Genomic DNA, 21,854 nt, shown 5'->3' on the forward strand with positions numbered 1-21,854 from the left:
GCTAATATATCAGGTTATAAAGGCAATTTCACGACCACTTATTGATCACTCTTTTTGCGTATAAAGAAGCGCGCCAAGGTGGTTTTCGAGCATAAATTCACGCACCAAGCGGTGCACTTTCTTTGCACTGGAAGCAGCCAAACATTGATGCAATAGCACCTCACAAGCGGCCAAGCCGACACGGCGGATCACCCACTTCACTTTGTGTAACGAGCTGAAGTTCATACTTAGGCTGTCAAACCCCATAGCAATAAGGAGCACCGCGCCTTCAGGCTCACCGGCAAGTTCACCACATAGGCTAAAGGGAAAGTTGGCGTTGTGGCATTGCTGGGCAATATCATTTAAGGCCCGCAAAACTGCAGGATGGTAAGGGTCAAAAAGCCCAGCCACTCTGGAATTAGCTCTATCCACAGCTAACAGATACTGAGTTAAATCGTTGCTGCCCACCGAACAAAAATCAACTTTTGCCGCTAACTCCTTGAGTAAATACATGCTCGAGGGCACCTCAATCATCACTCCCACTAGCGGCTTATCAATATAGCTGAATTGATCCGGTGCATCTTGTTGCAACTCATAATAAGCGCGTTCCATCAGCGCAGACGCGTCATCGACCTCCCCGATATCACTTATCATCGGCAACATAATACGTAGATTACCTAAGCCAGTATTGGCCTTGATCATGGCTTTCAGTTGATCGAGGAAAAGCTCCGGATGATCCAAACTTACGCGAATACCACGCCACCCTAAAAACGGATTTTCCTCGTCAATATCGAAATAATCCAGTGCTTTATCGCCGCCAATATCCAATGTACGCATAGTAACTGGCGCAGGGTGGTAGCTGCTGAGTACTTGGCGATACCACACCTCTTGCTCATGCTGAGACGGAAACGTTCCCTTTTGCATAAACCATGACTCGGTGCGGTACAGCCCAACACCATCGCAATATCGGGCACTATTGAGCTCACTGCCTAAATCTAAGCCAGCGTTAAGCAACAAGTCGATGCTTTTCCCGTCTGCGGTTTTTGCCTCGAGATGGTGCTCAGACTCAAACTGGTCATGTAATTTTGCATCATGATGCTGTACTTGCGCGTACTCTTGCTTAAGAGCCTCGCTAGGACATAAATAGACGCGCCCCGCATAAGCATCAACAATCAACTCCTTTTGGTCAAACTGCAATAGAGGAATATCATTGATGCCCCACACGGTGGGAATGTTCATCGCCTTAGTAAGAATAGAGGCATGGGAGTTCGCCGCACCATGGACGCTGACCACCCCTTTGAGTTTTTCTTTGGGAACCTGAGCTAGCATAGCTGGGGTTAATGTGTGCGCCACCAAAATTGTATCGTCTGGATACACCTTGGTGGCCTTCTCGGTATTTAATAGGTGGTGCAGAACCCGTAAACCAATATCTTTAACATCAACAGCGCGCTCCTTTATATAAGGGTCTTGCATGGCATTGAATTGCTGCACTAGACGCTCAATAACCCGCTTCAAAGCACTTTTAGCGCACCAACCATCGGCTATTTCTAATTCAACATCACGTCCTAAGCTCTTCGCATCAAGAAGCTGTAAATACACTTCAAAGACGGCCACAGCCTCATCGGGAAGGTGTCCTTGCATCGACGCTGCCAAGGTGCTGAACTCTTTGTGAGTGGCGGCTACTGCCTGGAAAAATAGCTGCTTTTGTTTGAGTTTGTTAGGCTCTTTGCGCATTTCAACCGACGAAAAGTCAACCTTAGGCAACACCACATAAGCCTGCCCTAAAGCGATACCCGGCGAGCCGGATATACCTTTAAGAGTTGTGGACCGCTGGCTTTGCCCGTCTTGGTTGAGCAAGGTTTGCAGTTGTGCGTCGGCCAACTGAGGCGCTAACTGAGCAGAAAGAGTAATTAAAAATGACTCTTCATCTTCACTGAATACCCGCGCAGCCTGCTGCTGCACGACAATAACACCGAGCACGCGGCGTTGATGCACAATAGGTACAGAGAGAAAAGCATTGTACTGATCTTCTTGCACTAAATCGGAGGTGACAAAGCGCGGGTGCGATTTGGCATAAGCCAAATTAATAGGTTCTTCACGCTGCGCCACTAAGCCCACCAAGCCTTCAGTAAAGCCGACTCGAAACTGACCCACAGCACCAGGATTGAGGCCATCAGTGGCCATTAAAACGAAGTTATCTTTACTGTAATCAGCGAAGTAAATTGAGCAACACTCGGTGCGCATCGCTTTTTTTACTTGCGATACAAATACCACCAATGCGCTTTCCAAACTCGGTTGCTGAGCAACTTGCTCGACGATGGTGCGCATGGTGGATAACATGGTGTTCTCCTATCGGCGTTGGCGCCACTGCCCTTGCGGCTGTGACTCCTTGCGATTAAAAGGCATAGCAACCGGCGCAAACTCTTTCATTACCCGGCGATATACGTCGCGTTTAAAGGCCACGACCTGACGTACAGGATACCAATAACTCACCCAACGCCAGTCATCAAACTCAGGGTGGTGAGTTTTAAGTAAATCTACGTCTTCATCTTTACACTTTAATTTTAGCAAGAACCATTTTTGTTTTTGGCCAATACACACAGGTGTGGAATCTCTGCGGATCAACCGCTTCGGTAACTTATAACGCAACCAATGTCTAGAACTTGCCAGTATCTCTACATCTTCAGGGAGTAAACCAACCTCCTCGTGTAATTCACGATACATGGTTTGCTCGGGCGTTTCCCCATCGTCTACGCCACCTTGCGGGAATTGCCAAGAATGCTGTCCGTAACGACGAGCCCAAAAGACTTGGCCTTGGTTATTACAAATTACGATTCCGACATTGGCACGAAAACCTTCGGCATCAATCACCTTAGTGCCTCATTTGTAAGTCGATTTTTATCGATTGTTCCATAATCCCTAAAGCACAGCAAATATTATTCGCACTAAACACCAACTTACTCACAAGTTGTGCATAACTTTTAAAAAACAAGGGTAAAAATAGAACAAATCCACAATTGACGATCATAAAAAGGCATTTCTCCACAGATTCTGTGGATAAATGTGTTTATAGGACTGTATTTTGTGGATTAAAACAACAGCATATTATTAAAGCCCGAGAGGCTTAATAGAAAATATCTTTATTTTTCATAATGTTATTTTTCGACGAGGACTTATAAAGCGATGTTATTTTAACCACTGAAAACATGTTCAAAATAACACCAACTAAGGCACTTACTAGCAATACTTAGCCGAGATAGTAAGGTGACACATTCTCCGCTACGCAAGAGTTTGCTAACATAGCAATTGAAATACTCTAGAGACAAAGACATGAACGCACCGCCACAAACCCTTAGCCAACTGCAACAACGGGTCGATGCTATAGCAGGTAAAACGCTGGGACAATTGGCAGGTGAGCTGGGCTTTAAAACACCGCAAGACTTGCTGCGTGAAAAAGGCTGGGTTGGTCAGCTTATTGAACTTGCGTTAGGAGCCAGTGCTGGTTCACTGCCCGAACCCGACTTTGTGTCATTAGGTGTCGAACTGAAAACGCTGCCCATCTCGCAAAAAGGTTTGCCACTGGAGACGACCTTTGTCAGTGTCGCCCCCTTAACCAATCTACAAGGGCTGACCTTTGAACAAAGCACAGTGTACAAGAAGCTTAATCACGTACTGTGGCTACCAATACTGGCCGAACGTGATATCGCAGTAATCGACAGAGTCATTGGCAGTGGCTTTTTGTGGCGTCCCAATGAGCAACAGTTTGCACAGCTTAAACGTGATTGGGAGGAGCTCACCGAGCTGATTGCATTGGGGAAAATAGAAACGCTCAACGGCCATTATGGCGACGTATTGCAACTGCGTCCTAAAGCAGCAAACAGCCAAGCGTTAACCGACGCCATTGGCCCACAAGGCAAAACAATTCAAACTCTGCCCCGTGGCTTTTACCTTAAAACCCATTTTACGAGACAGATTCTAGCCAACCATTTCGGCTTATAAACCCAGTCTGTAACGGACTAACTAGCGCCGCTCTGGGTCTCAATCATAGTCCTTTATCACTGCCTGCCCTTGTGGATACCAATGCAAGTGTTCGTAGGGCGTTTGCGCTATGGCTGCCAATCGACTACCTAAATCGCCAACATGCGCTTCTAACTTATGACCATCAGGGTCTAGAAAATACAAAGAGTTTCCTTCACTGCTATTTTCCTGCCAAAAACACACATCAGCGGCGGTTAATCGCTGTTGCAATTCACAAAAACGGCTTGGCCCCACCGTTAGAGCAATATGGGAGTAATCTTGCGCTGGTTGGGGTAGGCCAACATTAAGGCATAGCCACAGTTCTTGGTTTTGCAGGTAAGCACCTTGACGCCAACGCACTAACGGAGTGAAACATAGCAGCTCGGAGTAAAACTGTAACGAACGCCGCAAATCATGCACCGTCAAAGTAAGATGATTGATGCCTAGCAACATCAGTTTTAGTACTTAAGCAACACTTTCGCACAGAGCTCGCTGAAATGCTGGTGCAAATAATGGCGGGCTAAGGTGCTCTCTTTCTCTGCAATAACAATATGCAGTAGCACCATAGCTATCACCGCACTGGCGAGCGCAGCCTCAGTGCCAATCAACACGCCAAGTATCACCGAGGGTAATAGCGCCAAGACAATTAACAACCAGCGTACCGCCCATTTTACCGGGTGCACTGCCCGAAACTCTTTATAGGCCTGTTCCACGACCTGACTACGCTCATCGGTATTAAGCGTGTCTAATTCTGGACATCCGAGAAAATAAAGTACTGTCACCCCGCCCTCCTTGAGCGTTACCAATGCAGATACAGCGACTGTTCCGATTTAAACTCATAGTGACATAACAATGAAAGGTAAACAATATTAACAACAGGTTAATTTAACTATTAAAAACAATTAATAACACTTACTTTACTGGCAACTGAAAAGTAATTCCCTTATAACATGAAGGTGGCCCCAAAAGAGGGCTAACGGACTATTAAGGAGATAATAATGAAATTAGGATTGCTTTTGGCAGGATGTGCAGTGGTACTATTAAGTGGTTGCGCTGGCCAAGCTAATGAAGGACAAACCGCTAATAATGACGGCCTGATTTGTGAGTTAAAAAGGCCGACTGGCTCGAACATACCCAAGCGCGTCTGTATGACTGCTGAAGAAAAAGCAGCACAAGAAAAAGCAGGTCAAGATTACGTAAAACGTGAGCTCAATCGCGGTACAACCAACAGCCTTCAATAACCTTCGTATTAGTGGTGCTATTTAACCACAAGCCAAGCTTTTAAGTGCTTGGTAATACCAGCAATAAAAAAACCGCAGCTGAGCTGCGGTTTTTTTGTTCAACAACTGGTTATTGACCTTTGATTTCCGAACGACCTTTATATACCGCTTTATCACCCAGTTGCTGCTCAATACGTAGCAACTGGTTATACTTAGCGACACGGTCAGAGCGACACAATGAACCCGTCTTAATTTGACCGGCTGCTGTGCCTACTGCCAAATCAGCGATGGTGGCGTCTTCTGTTTCACCACTGCGGTGTGAAATAACCGCTGTGAAGCCCGCATCTTGCGCCATTTTGATCGCATCCAAGGTTTCAGACAGAGAACCAATTTGGTTAAACTTGATAAGAATCGAGTTACCAATGCTTTCATCAATACCGCGCTTTAAGATTTTCGTGTTTGTTACGAATAAATCATCGCCGACCAATTGCACCTTATCGCCAATTTTGTCAGTCAGAATTTTCCAACCGTCCCAGTCACTCTCATCCAAGCCATCTTCAATAGAGATGATTGGATAGCGCGCCGCCAAGTCAGCCAAGAAGTCAGCAAACCCAGCAGAATCAAACTCTTTACCTTCGCCTTTAAGGTCATATTTACCATCGTGGTAAAACTCTGACGCAGCACAATCAAGTGCTAAGGTCACGTCTTTGTTGAGCTCATAACCGGCAGCTTTAACCGCTTCAGCGATGACTTCCAGAGCTTCTTCGTTCGACTTCAGATCAGGGGCAAAACCACCTTCATCACCCACTGCCGTATTTAAGCCGCGAGCACTGAGTACTTTCTTCAAGCTATGGAAAATTTCCGCGCCCATGCGCAGCGCTTCACGGAAGCTAGATGCGCCTACTGGCTGAACCATAAACTCTTGAATATCAACATTGTTATCAGCGTGTTCACCACCGTTAAGAATGTTCATCATTGGCACAGGCATAGAGTAGTTACCTGAGGTGCCATTGATATCAGCGATATGTTCGAATAGCTCTACGCCCTTTTCTTGAGCGGCTGCTTTAGCATTCGCTAAAGACACAGCCAAAATCGCGTTTGCACCTAGTTTTTCTTTGTTTTCAGTGCCATCTAGCTCTAACATCACCGCATCTATAGCGCGTTGTTCAAGGGCATTTTGACCTTTTAATGCGGTGGCAATTTCGTTGTTTACGTAACCGACTGCGGTTAGCACACCTTTGCCTAGGTAACGTGCTTTGTCGCCGTCGCGCAGCTCCAATGCTTCTCGCGTACCGGTTGATGCACCTGATGGAGCACAGGCACGACCCCATGCACCACTGGCTAGGTGAACCTCAGCTTCAACAGTTGGGTTACCTCGTGAGTCCATCACTTCACGGCCGATCACTTTAACAATTTCTGACATCTTGCTTGATTCCTCTTGTCCCAAGTGTAAAACGAAAAAGCCGTGCATGAGCACGGCTTTATCTGACAATTACGAAGATTGTTTCTGGAAGCTGTTTGCTGCTGCCACGAAACCTTCAAATAGTGGGTGACCATCGCGTGGTGTTGAGGTGAATTCCGGGTGGAATTGCGCCGCTATGAACCATGGATGATCTTCATTTTCGATGATTTCCACCAGCTTTTTATCTTCGGAGAGACCGGTGAATTTCAGACCCGCTTGCTCAAGTTGTTCAACATAATTGTTGTTTACTTCGTAGCGGTGGCGGTGACGCTCAACCACTTGGTCACTGCCGTACACCTCGCGTACTTTTGAACCCTCTTTGAGGTGACATAACTGCGCGCCTAAACGCATGGTGCCGCCTAAATCAGAGTCTGCATCACGCATTTCAACATTACCGTCTTTATCCAGCCACTCGGTGATAAGGCCAACCACCGGGTGTGCAGAGCCGGCATCAAATTCAGTTGAGTTTGCCCCTTCTAGGCCAGCAACGTTGCGTGCGTATTCAATCAATGCGACTTGCATCCCTAAGCAAATACCTAGGTAAGGTACCTTGTTTTCACGAGCATACTGCGCTGTGCGGATTTTACCTTCAATACCTCGGCCGCCAAAGCCACCCGGTACGAGGATAGCGTCTAAGCCGTGCAGTAATTCAACGCCTTTGCTCTCAATATCCTGGGAGTCAACATACTGGATATTAACAGTTAAGCGATTCTTCAAACCGGCATGTTTAAGGGCTTCATTCACCGATTTATAAGCATCAGGAAGCTCAATATACTTACCGACCATACCTATGGTCACTTCCCCAATTGGGTTCGACTCTTGATACAGTACTTGTTCCCACTCAGACAGATCCGCTTCTGGGCAATCTAAGTAAAAACGGCGACAAATAATATTGTCTAAATCTTGCGACTTTAATAACGCCGGAATTTTGTAAATGCTGTCGACGTCTTGCAGTGAGATAACCGCTTTTTCTTCAACATTGGTGAATAGTGCTATTTTAGCGCGCTCGTTGGCCGGCAATTTACACGCCGAACGGCATACCAGCACATCAGGCTGAATACCGATGGAACGAAGCTCTTTCACCGAGTGCTGCGTAGGCTTGGTTTTCACTTCTCCTGCTGGGCCTAAGAAAGGCACTAGGGTTAAGTGCATGAACAGCGCATTTTCACGTCCAAGCTCGGTACCAAGCTGACGGATTGCTTCTAAGAAAGGTTGGGATTCAATATCACCAACCGTGCCGCCGATTTCCACGATAGCCACATCATGCCCTTCTGCGCCTTCAATCACACGGCGTTTGATATCATTGGTGATATGTGGAATAACCTGAATGGTGGCGCCTAGGTACTCACCACGGCGCTCACGGCGCAACACATCTTCGTATACGCGTCCTTGAGTGAAGTTGTTGCGGCTAGTCATTTTGGTGCGGATAAAGCGCTCGTAGTGACCTAGGTCAAGGTCTGTTTCAGCCCCGTCTTCGGTAACAAACACTTCACCGTGTTGAATCGGGCTCATAGTGCCCGGGTCAACGTTGATATAAGGATCCAGCTTTAAGATGGTCACCTTTAAGCCACGTGCTTCTAAAATTGCGGCCAAAGACGCTGCGGCAATACCTTTACCCAACGAGGAAACCACCCCGCCCGTAACGAAGATAAATTTTGTACTCATGCGAACCCTAAGATATCAGGAAATGGATTAAATAGAATCAAGACGGGGCGATAGTATAGCAAAGCCACCTTCGCCAATCCAGTTTAAATTGGCCTACGGGTGCGGCCTTACTCTTGTGATTTGACCTTTTGCCACGCAGCTTCCATTTGCGCTAATGAGGCGTCTTCAAGGCTGTGCTGCTGCTCATTGATGTGTACTTCCACTTGGTTGAATCGCTTAGTGAATTTGCGATTTGCTTGGCGCAGTAACTGCTCAGGGTCACGACCAAGATGGCGAGCGACATTAACGGTGGCAAACAACAAATCACCAATTTCTTCAGCACTGTGATCGCTGTGTGGATCAATGTTGATGGCCTCACGCACTTCCTCGACCTCTTCATTCACCTTATCCAAAGCGCCGCTAATGCAGGGCCAATCAAAGCCCACACTGGCGACCCGCTTTTGAATTTTGTGAGCCGCACTGAGCGCTGGAAGATTGCTAGGAATATCGTCTAGAAGCTGCTTTTGCCCTTGCGCTTGGCGCTGCTGATGCTTGCGCTGCTCCCAATTTCCGGGCTCGGCTTCATCGGCAAAAATATGACCATGACGCTGCTTGAGCTTACGATTTAAACCACTGACGATGTCTTCAAAATCAAACAGCTGCTGTTCTTTTCCCAGTTGCGCATAAAAAATCACCTGAAATAACAGGTCGCCAAGCTCGGCTTTAAGGGCAGTAAAATCACCACGCTCTATGGTGTCGGCGACCTCATAGGCTTCCTCAAGAGTGTGCGGCACTATGGTGTGAAAATCTTGCCCCAAATCCCATTCGCAACCCGACTCAGGACAGCGCAGCTTGGCCATAATCGCCAATAGTTCATCAACAGAGCCCATTAGCTAGCTCCAACTCTGTTGGCATCGTACACGCCATCAATTTGCAGTAACTTCGTTAGCAGTCGATTGGTGCTGCTTAGGTCTGAGACCGCGATCTTCATCGAAAATATCGCCAGTTGCTTCTCATCAATAGTATTCACATTCATGCTCATCACATTGACCTTCTCATTGGCGAGCACCGCGCTGATATCGCGAATTAACCCTTGGCGATCGTTGGCCTCGACCTTAATTGACAGAGCAAAGTCTTGGCTGGTTTTTTGCGACCAACTGACCTCCACAATGCGCTCGGGGTGGCGCTCTTGTAGCTGCGCAAATTGCTCACAATCACTGCGATGCACCGCGATGCCTCGACCCTGAGTAATATAGCCACAAATGCTATCGCCTGGCACCGGCTCACAGCAACCTGCCATATGGCTCATCAGCGAGCCAACACCGTCAACCACGATGCCATTTTTATCGCCTTTGTGATTACCTCGGTGCGGCTTAAACTTGATTTGTGGTTCGCTTTCACCTTTATTTTGCACAAAGTTAAGCAGCTGATTTAGACGCACATCACCGGCACCGATAGCGACCAGGAGGTCATCAAGAGCTGAGAAATTAAAACGCTTAATCGCCGGCTCGAGGTCTTTGTAGTGAATGTCGAGCTTTTGCAGCTCGCCATCGAGAATATCCTTACCAGCTTGTAAGTTTTTGTCTCGATCTAGCTGCTTAAACCAGTGGTGGATCTTCGAACGTGCTCGTGAGGAGCGGATATACCCTAAGCTAGGGTTAAGCCAATCACGGCTCGGATTGGGCTCTTTTTGGGTAAGAATCTCGACCTGATCACCAGTTTGTAACTGGTAGGTGAAAGGCACAATCTTGCCAAATACCTTAGCGCCAACACAACGATGACCAACGTTGGAATGAATGTAATAGGCAAAATCCAAGGGGGTTGCCCCATGGGGTAAATCGAAAATATCGCCGCGCGGGGTGAACACGTAGACCCGGTCTTCGACCACCTGGTTTTTCAATTCATCCGCTAGGTCGGTGCCATCCACAACTTCTTCTTGCCACTGCAGAATCTTCTGCAACCAATTAATTTTTTGCTCGTAACCCGAGTCCCGACCAGGCAGTGCACCTTCTTTATACATCCAATGTGCCGCCACACCTAGCTCCGCATCCTCATGCATTTGCTGGGTACGGATCTGAATTTCTACGGTTTTTCCTTCCGGCCCGAAGACCACTGTATGAATGGATTGGTAGCCGTTCGGTTTGGGTGTGGCAACATAATCGTCAAACTCTTTGGGTAAATGACGCCAACTGGTGTGTACGATACCCAAGGCACCGTAACAATCTTGAATTTCATCGACGATGATGCGCATGGCACGAATGTCGAATAATTGATCAAACTCGTAGTTCTTTTTGCTCATTTTCTTAAAAATACTGAAAATGTGCTTCGGGCGGCCATATACCTGCGCCTGAATTCCCGCTTGGGTAAGCTTGTCTTCTACCTGCTTGACCATATCGCGCATATACGCTTCACGGTCTAAGCGCTTCTCTTCAAGCAATTTAGCAATGCGTTTGTAGGTTTGTGGATGCAAATAGCGAAAAGCTAAATCTTCTAGCTCCCACTTTAACTGACCAATACCAAGACGGTTTGCAAGGGGGGCAAAGATATTTGCGGTTTCTTTGGCAGCAATTACGCGCTCTTCTTCTTCGGCATTTTTCACTTCACGCAAATAGCAAACCTGCTGCGCGAGTTTAATCACCACCGCGCGAACATCTTCCACCATTGCCAACAGCATGCGGCGAATTTTATCCACCTGCACTTGGCCGCTGCCAGCATGAGCCAAGGTGCTGATGGTCGCCATTTGCTCCACCCCTTTGAGTAACAGACCCACGTCTTTGTTGAAGGTGTTGCGAGTGTCTTCAATATCTATACAACCAGCAAGGAAATAGGGCGTTAGGTAGGCCGTCGCCAATGAATTGGCGTCCAGATTTAACTGCGCCAAAATTTCTACCATCTCCAAGGCAAGACGGTCATGCTCGGCGCACTGGCGCTCACCACAATAGTCGGCGGCCGCTTTCACTAACGCATGTTTGTCATCGCTCAGAGCTAGTTGATTTAGCGCCGTATCAAAGCTCTCTATCTGTGCTGTACGGTGTGATTGTCTGGTTGCCACCATGGCCGCAACTACCCCCGTTCGAATAAGGCCATTGTTTCAATATGCCCGGTATGCGGAAACATATTCATTATCCCAAGCTTAGTTAGCTGGTGTCCGCTGGCGAGTATAATTTTACTGTCTCTGGCCAGAGTAACGGGATCGCACGACACGTACAAGATACGTTTAAACTGATTGCACGGTAATTGCGCAAGCACCGCCTCAGCACCAGTGCGAGATGGATCGAGGATCAACACATCAAGCTCGCTTGAAAACCACTGTGCTTGCGCTAATGGCTGCGTGAGGTCACTGCAATAAAAATCACAGTTATCAATGCCATTATGCTGAGCATTTTCGCGCGCATGAGAGACGGCCGATTCAACTCCTTCGACACCCGTAACATGCTGTGCTTGCATGGCCGCTAACAACGAGAAATTGCCCACCCCACAAAACAAATCTAATACCCGGTCATGCGCCGCTAAATTAAGCCATGACATGGCTTGCGTGAGCATTTTGTCGTTGACCTCGGCATTTACTTGAATGAAAATTTGCAAACCAAAGCCAAGGCGGAGCTGACTACTTTCCAGCTCATAGTAAGTGCTAGGCAAGCTCTGCTGCGCTTCACTTTGCCAAACAAGTTGCCAGTTGTGTTGTTGCGCCTGCGCGTTTATATCTTCGCGCAGTGCTTGCGCTATTGTTTTAGTGTGGCGTACAACAATGAAATTATGTTCTTTGGCACTCACCAACTGTAAATGGGTAATACAGCGCAAAGCACGATGCGCACCAATAACATCACGAAAGAAATCAAAGACACCCATAAACCCTGCATCAAGCACCGGGCAAGCAACAATATTAGTGATCTGTTTTGACCCCTGCTGGCGAAAACCAACTTTGATGGTCTCTTGCTTATTATCACAATATACACTGACCCGGGCACTACGACGATAATGCCAAGGTGAGCTATCAATGGGACTCTGCCATGGCAATGAACTGAGCCCAGTGAACTTATGAAATAACGCCGCTAACGCTTTTTGTTTTTCAGCCAACTGTGCACTTGCCTCGAGGTGCTGCAAGTTACAACCACCACAGTGCTGGTAGTGTTGGCACTTTGGCTCCACTCGTTCAGCACTGGGGCTTAATACTTTCACACAGCGTGCTTCAGCGTAATTCTTTTTATCGCTGAGTATTTCTGCTTTGACTTGCTCCGAGCCGAGCGCCCCGGCAACAAAGATCACTTTACCTTTATCTTTGGCGACACCGCGACCATGGTGGTCGAGCCCGGATATCGACAAGGTACGAAAGCGCTGACTGACTGATTTTTTTGTGGGCTTAAAGAACTTCGCCATTGACTACCCTAATTAACATTGCGAAAGGCCTGTGAAAGCTATAACCTAAACCTATCACAGACAAAAAATATGGTTGATTATGAACCGATTAGGCCTGCGGGACTCGGTATTGATCCTGACCTTGGTGCCTACTGTGGTGATTGGTCTGTTACTTGGCGGTTATTTTACTATAAATCGCTACCTTGAGCTGGATGAATTTCTTATCGAGCAAGGTAATACGATCATCGAGCCCTTAAGTATAGCGCTGGAAAACCCATTGGCGAACAACGACCAAGGCGCACTTGAGCGCATCGCCAGGCATATTCATAACAAACACTCACCTCTTATTAAGTCCGTTGCTATTTTCGATAGCAACGATGAACTGGTGTTGGCCAGCAACTTACACCGTGAGTTTGCGCGTTTAACCCAAGTACCGACGCTTGATAATAAAACCAGTAGCAAAACGACCCGAGAAGGTGATTTCTTAGTCATCTACCATGGCATACTTGACCCCAATGCGCCGAGTCATCAGCCTTTTAAAACTAATGGCATTGTCATGGTGCAATTCAATCGCCAAGTTGCGGTAGTCGAGCAGCAAAAGGCGGTGCTGATCAGTGCTGCGGTCATTCTGCTAGCCATTGGCTTTGCCGTGGTGATATCGATTCGTTTGAGCCGTATGATCACTCAGCCACTGTCGCGTTTAGTTCAAGCAACCCAAGAAGTCGCTCATGGGAAAGAGGCCGATAATATTCAAAAGCCAATGCAGGGCGAGCTCGAACAGCTACGCCAAGGGTTGCTGCATATTAACCAGCATATGGCCGAAGAAAAGGATGAGATGCAGCGTCATATTGACCAAGCCACTGCTGATTATCAAGAAACCCTCGAGCAGTATGAGATGCAAAACATCCAGCTCAATATCGCCAAACGTGATGCATTGGCTGCCAACCAAGTTAAATCAGACTTCTTGGCGAAAATGAGTCATGAACTGCGTACCCCACTGAACGGAGTCATCGGGTTTGCCCGCCAGCTTTATAAAACGCCACTGAATAAAAACCAAAAAGATTACCTCGATACCATTGAGCTCTCAGCGAATAGCCTGTTGACAATCATCAGTGACATTCTCGATTTTTCCAAGCTTGAAGCTGGCGCCATGGAACTGGAAAGCATTCAATTCCAAATCCGTGATGCCGTTAATGAAGTGCTCACCTTATTAGCCCCCGGCGCTCATGAGAAGAATCTGGAATTGTCTATTCACGTAAACCCAAACGTGCCCGATCACCTTGTTGGCGACCCCACACGCTTTCGGCAAATACTGACTAACTTAGTCAGTAATGCCATTAAATTTACCGAACACGGCGAAGTCAATATTGATATTAGTAGCCGGTTGTTGAACGACGAACGTGTCTCATTGTTAATATCCGTCAAGGATACGGGAGTGGGCATTGCCATGGACAAGCAAGACACTTTGTTTACGCCCTTTGGTCAGGCCGATTCTTCCATTACCCGAAAATTTGGCGGCACAGGCCTCGGCCTTATCATTACCAAACATTTAGTCGAGGCTATGGGCGGTCGCATCACCCTGAACTCGGCTCCCGGTAAGGGCACCTGTTTTACCTTCAACGCCGTGTTCAAAGTACCTGAACATCACTTTGAACTTGACCTGCCTTGTGCTTCGTTGGTCAATAAACGGGTGCTGTATTTCGAGCAGAACGAACACAGTTATATGGCAACTAGCAGTATTTTGGCGGCTTGGGGCGTGCATTTAACCGGGTGCCGCACCATAGAAGAGCTCGAGCAGGCTGCTACTAACGCATTCAACTACGATATCTGCGTGCTTGGCGACCCCGGCGGCGCAGAGTCCATGGCCAGAATGAAGCAGCTCATTGCCATTGCTCGTCAATGCAGTGATTACCTCTACCTGTTACTCAACACAGTGTCGCATAATATGCGTGAGGCACTCGTTGGCAGTGGTGCCGATGGGTGTCTTAGTAAGCCAATTAACCATCGCAAATTTTGCGAAATGTTGGCTGCGCCATTTCGCTTGGATCACCCAACTATTCATACTCACGACCATCATACGACCCGTTTGCCACTCAAAGCCTTGGTGGTCGATGACAATGATGCCAACCTAAAACTGATCTGTGCCTTACTCGAAGAACAAGTGGAGAGTCTAGATACCGCTCATAACGGCGCGCAAGCGGTCGAAGTATGTAAAAGCCATCGTTACGACTTAATTTTTATGGACATTCAAATGCCGATTATGGATGGCATTACCGCGTGTAAACTAATCTTAGAGTCATCTCTGAATGAAGACACCCCGATTATTGCGGTCACTGCCCATGCCTTAGATGGTGAAAAGGAGCAGTTAAAACATGTCGGCTTTGCCAGTTACCTTACTAAGCCGTTAGATGAGGATATGCTCAGCGATGCTCTATTGCATTATGCCCCCAATGACAAGCTTGCTCGTGAGCGCGTCAGTGCTAAACCGCCACTAAGCGAGCCCCCCTTTATCAGCGACAGTTTAAATTGGGAGCTGGCATTGCAACGTGCCGGTGGCAAGGAAGATTTGGCCCAAGAGATGCTGAATATGTTGCTATTAAGTATTCCTGAAACACTGAACCTTATCGAAGAGGCGATGGCAAAAGGTGACCATGAGCGTTTACTGTCGATAATCCACAAGTTTCATGGTGCTTGTTGCTATACCGGTGTGCCTAAACTGAAAAAACTCGCCGAGTTGATAGAAACCGCAATGAAAGAAAAAGCCAGCATTAATGATATTGAGCCCGAGCTGTTAGAGCTACAAGACGAGTTAAGCAATTTGATGGCAGACGCCGGTTTAGAGAAAAGCAGCTCATCTTAACTGTGCTGATACGTGAAGGCAGTGCATTAAGCATTGCCTTGCACTTGTCGCCAGTGCTTTATCCTTGGCGCTAATGCCTGCCAATGATGGTGCAGATAGCGACGATAACAAAGCGAGTAAAGATACAGTAACGCCCGCCTTAGCGGTGTGCGTGCGCTAAGTACATGCGCTTTGACTGCGCTGATAAGCCACTGTTCATCAAAACCACTCCAGTGCCCAGCAGGTGATAATAAGTTTCGCCACAGCACTGGGGCAACTTCATAGTGGAAAATAAAGGCAAGTTCATTGAGGCTGTAAGGTGAGTGCGCACAGCACCGGGCGATAGCATCATAGTGATCACTCACTGCAGTATCTAAAAACAATTCCGACAGCGCCAGCCAAACAGGTGCCCTGTTATCAAGATCGGTTGAGACGCTGCGCATGTTATGTTTACTTCAGCAACTGCAAAACACTCATACCACCGAACTAGGCGGCACCAGTGCTTAGGGTCTAATCACGCCCGCGCTTCTAACATCAAGCGCTTCATGTCACGAACCGCTTTTTCCATGCCATCAATGGCCGCACGAGCAATAACGGCGTGACCAATATTAAGCTCATAGATTTCTTCCATCGCGGCAATTGGCTTCACATTATGATAGTGCAAGCCATGTCCCGCATTGACGATGAGCCCTTGATTATGAGCATAACGCACACCTTCACGAATAATTTCTAGTTCCTTCGCTTGTTGCTGGTCATTCTCGGCATCGGCATAGGCTCCGGTGTGAATTTCAATATAGGGTGCCGCCGCTTTCACACTGGCATCAATTTGCGCTTTATCGGCATCAATAAATAGACTGACTTTGATACCCGCAGCCGTAAGTCGTTTAACCGCGTCGGCAACTTTATCGAATTGACCAACCACATCAAGCCCCCCTTCGGTGGTGAGCTCCTCACGCTTTTCTGGTACTAGGCATACAAACGCGGGTTGCACCTCAAGGGCAATGGCTAGCATCTGTTCAGTCACCGCCATTTCTAAGTTCATGCGGGTTTGAATGGTGTCTTTCATCACATACACATCGCGGTCTTGGATATGACGACGGTCTTCGCGCAGGTGGATAGTAATGCCATCAGCGCCCGCATGCTCAGCGATTGCTGCGCCATGGGCAGGGTCAGGGTAACGAGTGCCGCGCGCCTGGCGCAAGGTGGCGATATGATCAACGTTAATGCCTAATAGAATTTCTTTCATTGCTGCCTTACCTTGATTTAAATAATTCTCTGCTTTTCAATGGCTTACTGCCTAGCAAGGGTTTAAGTAGAAAGCGACAAAAATGCTTCGCCGCCTGTTGAATTTCAGGATCTGTAAACTCACGCGCAGCCATTGCAAGCACTTGCTTACCGCTAAAACCATAGCCATATTTAGGCTGTTGTTGCATCACCCACCCTTGCTCTGGATAGTAGTCATAATGACAATCAGCGCTGATTTCTTTACCGATATTATCGTATTCAAAATCAACACCATAACCCAAACTTTCCAATAAGGTGAGTTCGTAATGGCGTAAGCTCGCTGCCATGTGGTTAGTGGCCGCCAAGGCCTTGAGCTGCGCTTGATAAAGGTCGTACACCTGCTCCAGCGGCTCGTTCAAAGGTACGATACGCACGGCCAACTCGTTCATGTAAAAACCACAATATAGTTTGTCACCAATTAAAGCGGGCTGTGAGCCTGATAGTTCGAAATGCTGCAAATACTTAAGATCGCCGCCGCCTTGATAGCGTATGAGCAAAGGTTGGAAAGGCTGTAACTGAGCCTTATGTTTTACGGCGTGTTTACCACTGAGGCGCACGATCATGCGCATCATACCACGGTGTTGTACTAAAAAATCAGCGAGCCACTGCGAGTCACTAATGGCTCGACGATGAAGTAAAAAGGCACGGTCAAAACCGGCTTCCATCGGCGTTTAATCTTCGCCATAACCTAAGCTGCGCAGTGCTCTCTCGTCATCTGCCCAACCTGATTTGACCTTCACCCAAAGCTCTAAAAACACTTTATTATCGAGCATATGCTCAAGGTCTTTACGTGCTTCTCGGCCGATAGTTTTTAACTTTTCACCTTTGTTACCGATCACCATACGTTTTTGTGTTTCACGCTCAACAAGGATCAGTGCATTAATATGCCATACACCATTGTCTTGCCACTTAAACTGTTCAATCTCTACAGTAACCGAGTAAGGCAGCTCATCACCCATAAAGCGCATCAGCTTTTCACGCACTACTTCAGCCGCTAAAAACCGCATTGAGCGATCGGTAATATAATCTTCTGGGAAGTAGAACTCACTTTCTGGCAAGCGAGCACGTACCTCTTTTTTGATCAAATCAAGGTTGCGGTTGTGTTTTGCCGATACTGGAATAATGCCAGCAAAATCGCCTTTCTCACTGAGCCACTTAATGTGCGGCAAAATCAAGTTGTTGTCTTTAACTTGATCGGTCTTATTGATCACGACCAACACCGGGGTTTTGCCACCACTGACTTTGCTGAGTACCATTTCATCATCATCAGTCCAATGCGTCCCCTCAACAACAAAAATCACCAATTCAACATCACCAATTGAGCTTGATGCTGCGCGGTTCATTAGCCGGTTGATAGCACGTTTTTCCTCTACGTGTAAGCCGGGTGTGTCAACGTAAACAGTTTGGTAATTATCTTCGGTGTGGATACCCATAATGCGATGGCGCGTGGTCTGTGGCTTACGCGAGGTAATACTGACCTTTTGCTCAACAATTTTATTAAGCAAGGTCGATTTTCCTACATTGGGGCGGCCAACAATGGCGACCATACCGCAATGGGTATTTGTTTGCATATCAGCTGTCATTCTTTAACATCTTTAAGGCTTTTTCCGCCGCTTTTTGCTCTGCTTTACGGCGTGAACTGCCTACAGAAATAATGCTGTCCATGCCTTCAACAATACATTCAACCGTGAATGTTTGATTGTGCGCTTGACCTTTCGTATCAATCACAGTGTAGCCCGGCAAGGGGAGTTTGCGCGCCTGTAAAAACTCTTGCAGTAGAGTTTTTGGATCTTTTTGATTCATTCCTGGGGAAATTGACTCAAGGCGAGTGGCATACCAGCTTAGTACTAGGTCACGGCAGGTATCGATATCGGAGTCTAAGAACACCGCACCGATGATCGCCTCTACTGCATCAGCTAGTGTAGACTCACGGCGATAACCGCCGCTTTTTAGCTCACCGGGTCCCAAGCGCAGGTAATCACCCAATTCAAATTCAACGCCAAATTCGGCAAGTGTTTGCCCACGAACCAAGGTCGAGCGCATACGGCTTAAATCGCCCTCTCGCGCTTTAGGAAACTTGTGGTACAACGCATCGGCAATAACAAAGCTGAGGATAGAGTCACCTAAGAACTCCAAGCGCTCGTTATGCTGGCCTTTATGGCTGCGGTGTGTAAGGGCTTGCTCTAGTAAGTTTTGCTCACTAAAGGTATAACCAATTTTTTTATAAAGTTCTGCTACGTTTTTCTTCATTGTTACTGAATATTACCTAGGCGTTCGAATCGTACGCCGGTTGGAACCCAACTTGGAAGCGCGCTATCTGGTTCATGTTCAAATTCAAAACTCATCCAAATAAACACGGCCTTACCGACAAGGTTAGCCTCAGGTACAAACCCCCAAGCGCGTCCATCTTGACTGTTATCGCGATTGTCACCCATCATAAAATAATGGCCTTCGGGAACAATCCATTCATCAATTTTTGATCCCTGCTGGCGATAATATTTGCTCTTAAATTCTGGCAAAGTTGGGTTAATCAGAATGTCGTGCTCAACTTCACCCAAACTCTCTTGCAGCCGCACCAGCGATTGTCCTCTGAGCGAGAACTCATCCTTATTGATGATCTCTAGCGCAATTTTATTATATTCGCCACATTGCAATGCACCTTGAGTACGCTCACCCTCGGCGCAGTTTGGTTTGATATACAGCTGCTTATTGCGATACACAATGGCATCGCCAGGCAGCCCAATGACACGTTTAATAAAGTCTAATTTAGGATCTGGTGGAAACTTAAATACCGCAATATCTCCGCGCTCCGGCTTGCCGGTCTCAATAAGTTCACTGCGCCAGACCGGGTCTTTAACGCCGTAAGAGTATTTCTGTACGAGGATAAAGTCCCCCACCAAAAGGGTCGGCATCATTGACCCCGATGGAATTTGGAAGGGTTCAAAAATGAAAGAGCGAAACACCGTAATGATAGCGATCATTGGAAAAATCGACTTAGCATGCTCGGTAAGCACAGGCTCAGGTGCGATTTCTTGCTTCAACTCTTCATCAAGTTCTTTACCCGCCGCCCCTTCAGCTAGGGCTATACGCTCTTTACGTTTAGGTGCATATACAAGATGGTCAACCAACCAAATTAACCCAGAGCCAAGGGTTAATAACACCAAAAATATGGAGAAATATCCGGCCATCAGAGGCATTTCCTTTTGTTATTATTTGCCAACTTTTAAAATTGCTAAGAAGGCATCTTGTGGCACTTCCACATTACCAAGCTGCTTCATACGCTTTTTACCTTCTTTTTGCTTCTGCAAGAGCTTTTTCTTACGGCTCACGTCGCCACCATAACATTTCGCGATTACGTTTTTACGCAATTGCTTAACTGTTGAGCGGGCAATAACGTGATTGCCAATAGCCGCTTGAATTGCGATATCAAACATCTGCCTTGGGATAAGTTCGCGCAGTGCTTCTGCAAGCTCACGGCCTCGCCCTTGAGCATTATCGCGGTGACAAATCATCGCTAGGGCATCAACACGGTCGCCGTTAATAAGAATATCAACCCGCACCATGTCTGAGGTACGGAATTCTTTAAAGTTATAATCCAGAGAGGCAAAACCACGGCTGGTCGACTTCAGCTTATCGAAGAAATCCATCACCACTTCAGCCATCGGCAGTTCGTATGTGATAGCCACTTGGTTACCATGATAATTCATACGCGTTTGCACGCCGCGCTTATCAACACACAAAGTAATGACGCTGCCTAAGTATTCTTGTGGCACAAGAATATTGGCCTCAACAATAGGCTCGCGAATTTCAAGAATATCGTTTACAGCTGGCAACTGCGATGGATTATCAATCTGAATCGTGCCGTCTTTGGTCTCAACCTCATAGATTACCGTAGGCGCGGTTGTAATGAGGTCAATATCATATTCACGCTCTAAGCGTTCTTGGATGATCTCCATGTGCAACATGCCCAAGAAGCCACAACGGAAACCAAAACCTAATGCGGTTGAGTTTTCCGGTTCGAAGAACAGCGATGCATCATTGAGACTGAGCTTATCAAGAGCATCACGAAATGCCTCGTATTGATCCGAAGAGATCGGGAACATGCCTGCATATACCTGTGGCTTAACGCGCTGGAAGCCAGGTAAACGCTCTTGTGCTGAGTTTTTCGCCAAGGTAATCGTATCACCGACTGGCGCACCATGGATTTCTTTAATACCGGCGATTACAAAGCCTACTTCGCCCGTTTTCAGTGTGCCAGTATTAGTTTGTTTAGGGGTAAAGATACCCACCTTGTCAGCAATATGAACTTGCTCGTTCGACATGATTTTAATCTTGTCGCCCGTTTTCAGCTCGCCTTGAACAATGCGCACCAAAGACACAACGCCTTGATAAGGGTCAAACCACGAGTCGACAATAAGCGCTTTAAGAGGCCCGTCGGTGTCGCCCTGCGGTGGCGGGATATCGCGAACGATACGCTCTAGCACGTCGTCGATACCAATTCCTGTTTTTGCACTGCACTGCACGGCATCAGTGGCATCAATCCCGACAATGTCCTCTATTTCTTCGGCAACACGCAGTGGATCTGCTTGTGGTAGGTCTATTTTATTAAGAATAGGCACCACTTCTAAGTCCATTTCAATGGCAGTGTAACAGTTGGCTAAGGTTTGTGCTTCGACACCCTGGCCAGCATCAACAACAAGCAACGCGCCTTCACAGGCCGCAAGAGAACGCGATACTTCATAGGAGAAGTCAACGTGCCCTGGGGTGTCGATAAAATTAAGCTGATAAGTTTCACCGTCTTTGGCGGTGTAATTCAAGGTTACACTTTGCGCTTTGATGGTAATACCACGCTCACGCTCGAGGTCCATTGAATCCAGAACTTGCTGCTGCATTTCGCGGTCGGTTAACCCGCCACATACTTGGATCAAACGATCGGAAAGGGTCGATTTACCATGGTCGATATGGGCGATAATCGAAAAGTTACGGATATGCTTCATAAATTGGATTCTGACTTCTTAAACTTGAGCTCGTGTAAATAAAGGCCCGATTTTAC

19 protein-coding genes are annotated in these 21,854 nt (G+C 47.2%); 3 read left to right on the plus strand and 16 right to left on the minus strand.

What is annotated here, in order from left to right; all coding sequences use genetic code 11:
- Positions 1–45: 45 nt before the first annotated feature.
- Positions 46–2,319, minus strand: a complete 2,274-nt coding sequence (ptsP, locus tag FIU82_RS11180; RefSeq protein WP_152441086.1) for a phosphoenolpyruvate--protein phosphotransferase — start codon at positions 2,317–2,319, stop codon at positions 46–48.
- 9 nt (positions 2,320–2,328) lie between these two features.
- Positions 2,329–2,850: an RNA pyrophosphohydrolase gene (gene rppH, locus FIU82_RS11185; RefSeq protein WP_022944084.1), complete on the minus strand. Its 522-nt coding sequence runs from the start codon at positions 2,848–2,850 to the stop codon at positions 2,329–2,331.
- A 459-nt stretch (positions 2,851–3,309) separates the two neighbouring features.
- On the opposite strand from rppH, the gene mutH reads away from it, so the two are divergent.
- Positions 3,310–3,978: a DNA mismatch repair endonuclease MutH gene (gene mutH / locus FIU82_RS11190; RefSeq protein ID WP_152441087.1), complete on the plus strand. Its 669-nt coding sequence runs from the start codon at positions 3,310–3,312 to the stop codon at positions 3,976–3,978.
- Between the two features lie 39 nt (positions 3,979–4,017).
- On the opposite strand, the gene FIU82_RS11195 is transcribed toward mutH, so the two are convergent.
- Together FIU82_RS11195 and FIU82_RS11200 are read right to left on the minus strand one after the other, a co-directional pair.
- On the minus strand, positions 4,018–4,449 hold the full coding sequence (locus FIU82_RS11195; protein WP_152441088.1) for a fosfomycin resistance glutathione transferase: 432 nt from the start codon (positions 4,447–4,449) through the stop codon (positions 4,018–4,020).
- A 5-nt stretch (positions 4,450–4,454) separates the two neighbouring features.
- On the minus strand, positions 4,455–4,778 hold the full coding sequence (locus FIU82_RS11200) for a hypothetical protein (protein ID WP_152441089.1): 324 nt from the start codon (positions 4,776–4,778) through the stop codon (positions 4,455–4,457).
- A gap of 216 nt (positions 4,779–4,994) precedes the next feature.
- Between FIU82_RS11200 and FIU82_RS11205 the strand changes: the two genes are divergently transcribed.
- Positions 4,995–5,237, plus strand: a complete 243-nt coding sequence (locus FIU82_RS11205) for a hypothetical protein (RefSeq protein WP_022944088.1) — start codon at positions 4,995–4,997, stop codon at positions 5,235–5,237.
- Between the two features lie 109 nt (positions 5,238–5,346).
- Here the strand turns inward: FIU82_RS11205 and eno are convergent, their stop codons facing one another.
- The 5 genes from eno to rlmD all read right to left on the minus strand — a co-directional run bounded on the left by eno (position 5,347) and on the right by rlmD (position 12,699).
- Entirely contained in the window at positions 5,347–6,639 is a 1,293-nt protein-coding gene (eno, locus tag FIU82_RS11210; RefSeq protein ID WP_045978620.1) for a phosphopyruvate hydratase, read from the minus strand.
- Positions 6,640–6,708: 69 nt separating this feature from the next.
- On the minus strand, positions 6,709–8,343 hold the full coding sequence (locus tag FIU82_RS11215; protein WP_022944090.1) for a CTP synthase: 1,635 nt from the start codon (positions 8,341–8,343) through the stop codon (positions 6,709–6,711).
- A gap of 107 nt (positions 8,344–8,450) precedes the next feature.
- Positions 8,451–9,212, minus strand: a complete 762-nt coding sequence (mazG, locus tag FIU82_RS11220) for a nucleoside triphosphate pyrophosphohydrolase (protein WP_152441090.1) — start codon at positions 9,210–9,212, stop codon at positions 8,451–8,453.
- Entirely contained in the window at positions 9,212–11,377 is a 2,166-nt protein-coding gene (relA, locus tag FIU82_RS11225; RefSeq protein WP_022944092.1) for a GTP diphosphokinase, read from the minus strand. Before relA ends, mazG begins: the two co-directional genes overlap by 1 nt.
- Positions 11,378–11,385: 8 nt before the next feature.
- Complete coding sequence (gene rlmD, locus FIU82_RS11230) at positions 11,386–12,699, minus strand: 23S rRNA (uracil(1939)-C(5))-methyltransferase RlmD (RefSeq protein WP_152441091.1); 1,314 nt, start codon at positions 12,697–12,699, stop codon at positions 11,386–11,388.
- Between the two features lie 79 nt (positions 12,700–12,778).
- Between rlmD and barA the strand changes: the two genes are divergently transcribed.
- Positions 12,779–15,538 (plus strand): two-component sensor histidine kinase BarA, encoded by a 2,760-nt coding sequence (gene barA, locus FIU82_RS11235; protein WP_152441092.1) that lies wholly within the window; start codon positions 12,779–12,781, stop codon positions 15,536–15,538.
- Between the two features lie 26 nt (positions 15,539–15,564).
- Here barA and FIU82_RS11240 read toward each other — a convergent pair whose 3' ends face one another.
- From FIU82_RS11240 to lepA, 7 genes are all read right to left on the minus strand, one after another.
- On the minus strand, positions 15,565–15,960 hold the full coding sequence (locus FIU82_RS11240) for a hypothetical protein (protein WP_152441093.1): 396 nt from the start codon (positions 15,958–15,960) through the stop codon (positions 15,565–15,567).
- A 71-nt stretch (positions 15,961–16,031) separates the two neighbouring features.
- Positions 16,032–16,763 (minus strand): pyridoxine 5'-phosphate synthase, encoded by a 732-nt coding sequence (gene pdxJ, locus FIU82_RS11245; RefSeq protein WP_022944096.1) that lies wholly within the window; start codon positions 16,761–16,763, stop codon positions 16,032–16,034.
- Positions 16,764–16,770: 7 nt separating this feature from the next.
- On the minus strand, positions 16,771–17,466 hold the full coding sequence (gene recO, locus FIU82_RS11250; RefSeq protein ID WP_152441094.1) for a DNA repair protein RecO: 696 nt from the start codon (positions 17,464–17,466) through the stop codon (positions 16,771–16,773).
- Positions 17,467–17,472: 6 nt separating this feature from the next.
- Entirely contained in the window at positions 17,473–18,372 is a 900-nt protein-coding gene (era, locus tag FIU82_RS11255) for a GTPase Era (protein ID WP_026110994.1), read from the minus strand.
- Position 18,373: 1 nt separating this feature from the next.
- Positions 18,374–19,051 (minus strand): ribonuclease III, encoded by a 678-nt coding sequence (gene rnc / locus FIU82_RS11260; RefSeq protein WP_022944099.1) that lies wholly within the window; start codon positions 19,049–19,051, stop codon positions 18,374–18,376.
- A 2-nt stretch (positions 19,052–19,053) separates the two neighbouring features.
- Entirely contained in the window at positions 19,054–19,989 is a 936-nt protein-coding gene (gene lepB, locus FIU82_RS11265) for a signal peptidase I (protein WP_022944100.1), read from the minus strand.
- A gap of 21 nt (positions 19,990–20,010) precedes the next feature.
- The gene (lepA, locus tag FIU82_RS11270) at positions 20,011–21,798 is read right to left on the minus strand and encodes a translation elongation factor 4 (protein ID WP_022944101.1); all 1,788 of its coding nucleotides are present in this window, start codon (positions 21,796–21,798) and stop codon (positions 20,011–20,013) included.
- Positions 21,799–21,854: the final 56 nt, after the last annotated feature.

Origin of the sequence: Pseudoalteromonas sp. THAF3 (genome assembly GCF_009363775.1) — a bacterium.
GTDB lineage: Bacteria > Pseudomonadota > Gammaproteobacteria > Enterobacterales > Alteromonadaceae > Pseudoalteromonas > Pseudoalteromonas ruthenica.

What these genes read in the sequence shown, in the direction of transcription:
- ptsP (WP_152441086.1), bottom strand. Translation starts at nt 2,319, where the DNA reads ATGTTATCCACCATGCGCACCATCGTCGAGCAAGTTGCTCAGCAACCG.
- rnc (WP_022944099.1), bottom strand. Translation starts at nt 19,051, where the DNA reads ATGAAGAAAAACGTAGCAGAACTTTATAAAAAAATTGGTTATACCTTT.
- FIU82_RS11195 (WP_152441088.1), bottom strand. Translation starts at nt 4,449, where the DNA reads ATGTTGCTAGGCATCAATCATCTTACTTTGACGGTGCATGATTTGCGG.
- rlmD (WP_152441091.1), bottom strand. Translation starts at nt 12,699, where the DNA reads ATGGCGAAGTTCTTTAAGCCCACAAAAAAATCAGTCAGTCAGCGCTTT.
- pdxJ (WP_022944096.1), bottom strand. Translation starts at nt 16,763, where the DNA reads ATGAAAGAAATTCTATTAGGCATTAACGTTGATCATATCGCCACCTTG.
- FIU82_RS11215 (WP_022944090.1), bottom strand. Translation starts at nt 8,343, where the DNA reads ATGAGTACAAAATTTATCTTCGTTACGGGCGGGGTGGTTTCCTCGTTG.
- relA (WP_022944092.1), bottom strand. Translation starts at nt 11,377, where the DNA reads ATGGTGGCAACCAGACAATCACACCGTACAGCACAGATAGAGAGCTTT.
- mazG (WP_152441090.1), bottom strand. Translation starts at nt 9,212, where the DNA reads ATGGGCTCTGTTGATGAACTATTGGCGATTATGGCCAAGCTGCGCTGT.
- barA (WP_152441092.1), top strand. Translation starts at nt 12,779, where the DNA reads ATGAACCGATTAGGCCTGCGGGACTCGGTATTGATCCTGACCTTGGTG.
- eno (WP_045978620.1), bottom strand. Translation starts at nt 6,639, where the DNA reads ATGTCAGAAATTGTTAAAGTGATCGGCCGTGAAGTGATGGACTCACGA.
- mutH (WP_152441087.1), top strand. Translation starts at nt 3,310, where the DNA reads ATGAACGCACCGCCACAAACCCTTAGCCAACTGCAACAACGGGTCGAT.
- lepA (WP_022944101.1), bottom strand. Translation starts at nt 21,798, where the DNA reads ATGAAGCATATCCGTAACTTTTCGATTATCGCCCATATCGACCATGGT.
- recO (WP_152441094.1), bottom strand. Translation starts at nt 17,466, where the DNA reads ATGGAAGCCGGTTTTGACCGTGCCTTTTTACTTCATCGTCGAGCCATT.
- FIU82_RS11205 (WP_022944088.1), top strand. Translation starts at nt 4,995, where the DNA reads ATGAAATTAGGATTGCTTTTGGCAGGATGTGCAGTGGTACTATTAAGT.
- era (WP_026110994.1), bottom strand. Translation starts at nt 18,372, where the DNA reads ATGCAAACAAATACCCATTGCGGTATGGTCGCCATTGTTGGCCGCCCC.
- lepB (WP_022944100.1), bottom strand. Translation starts at nt 19,989, where the DNA reads ATGGCCGGATATTTCTCCATATTTTTGGTGTTATTAACCCTTGGCTCT.
- FIU82_RS11240 (WP_152441093.1), bottom strand. Translation starts at nt 15,960, where the DNA reads ATGCGCAGCGTCTCAACCGATCTTGATAACAGGGCACCTGTTTGGCTG.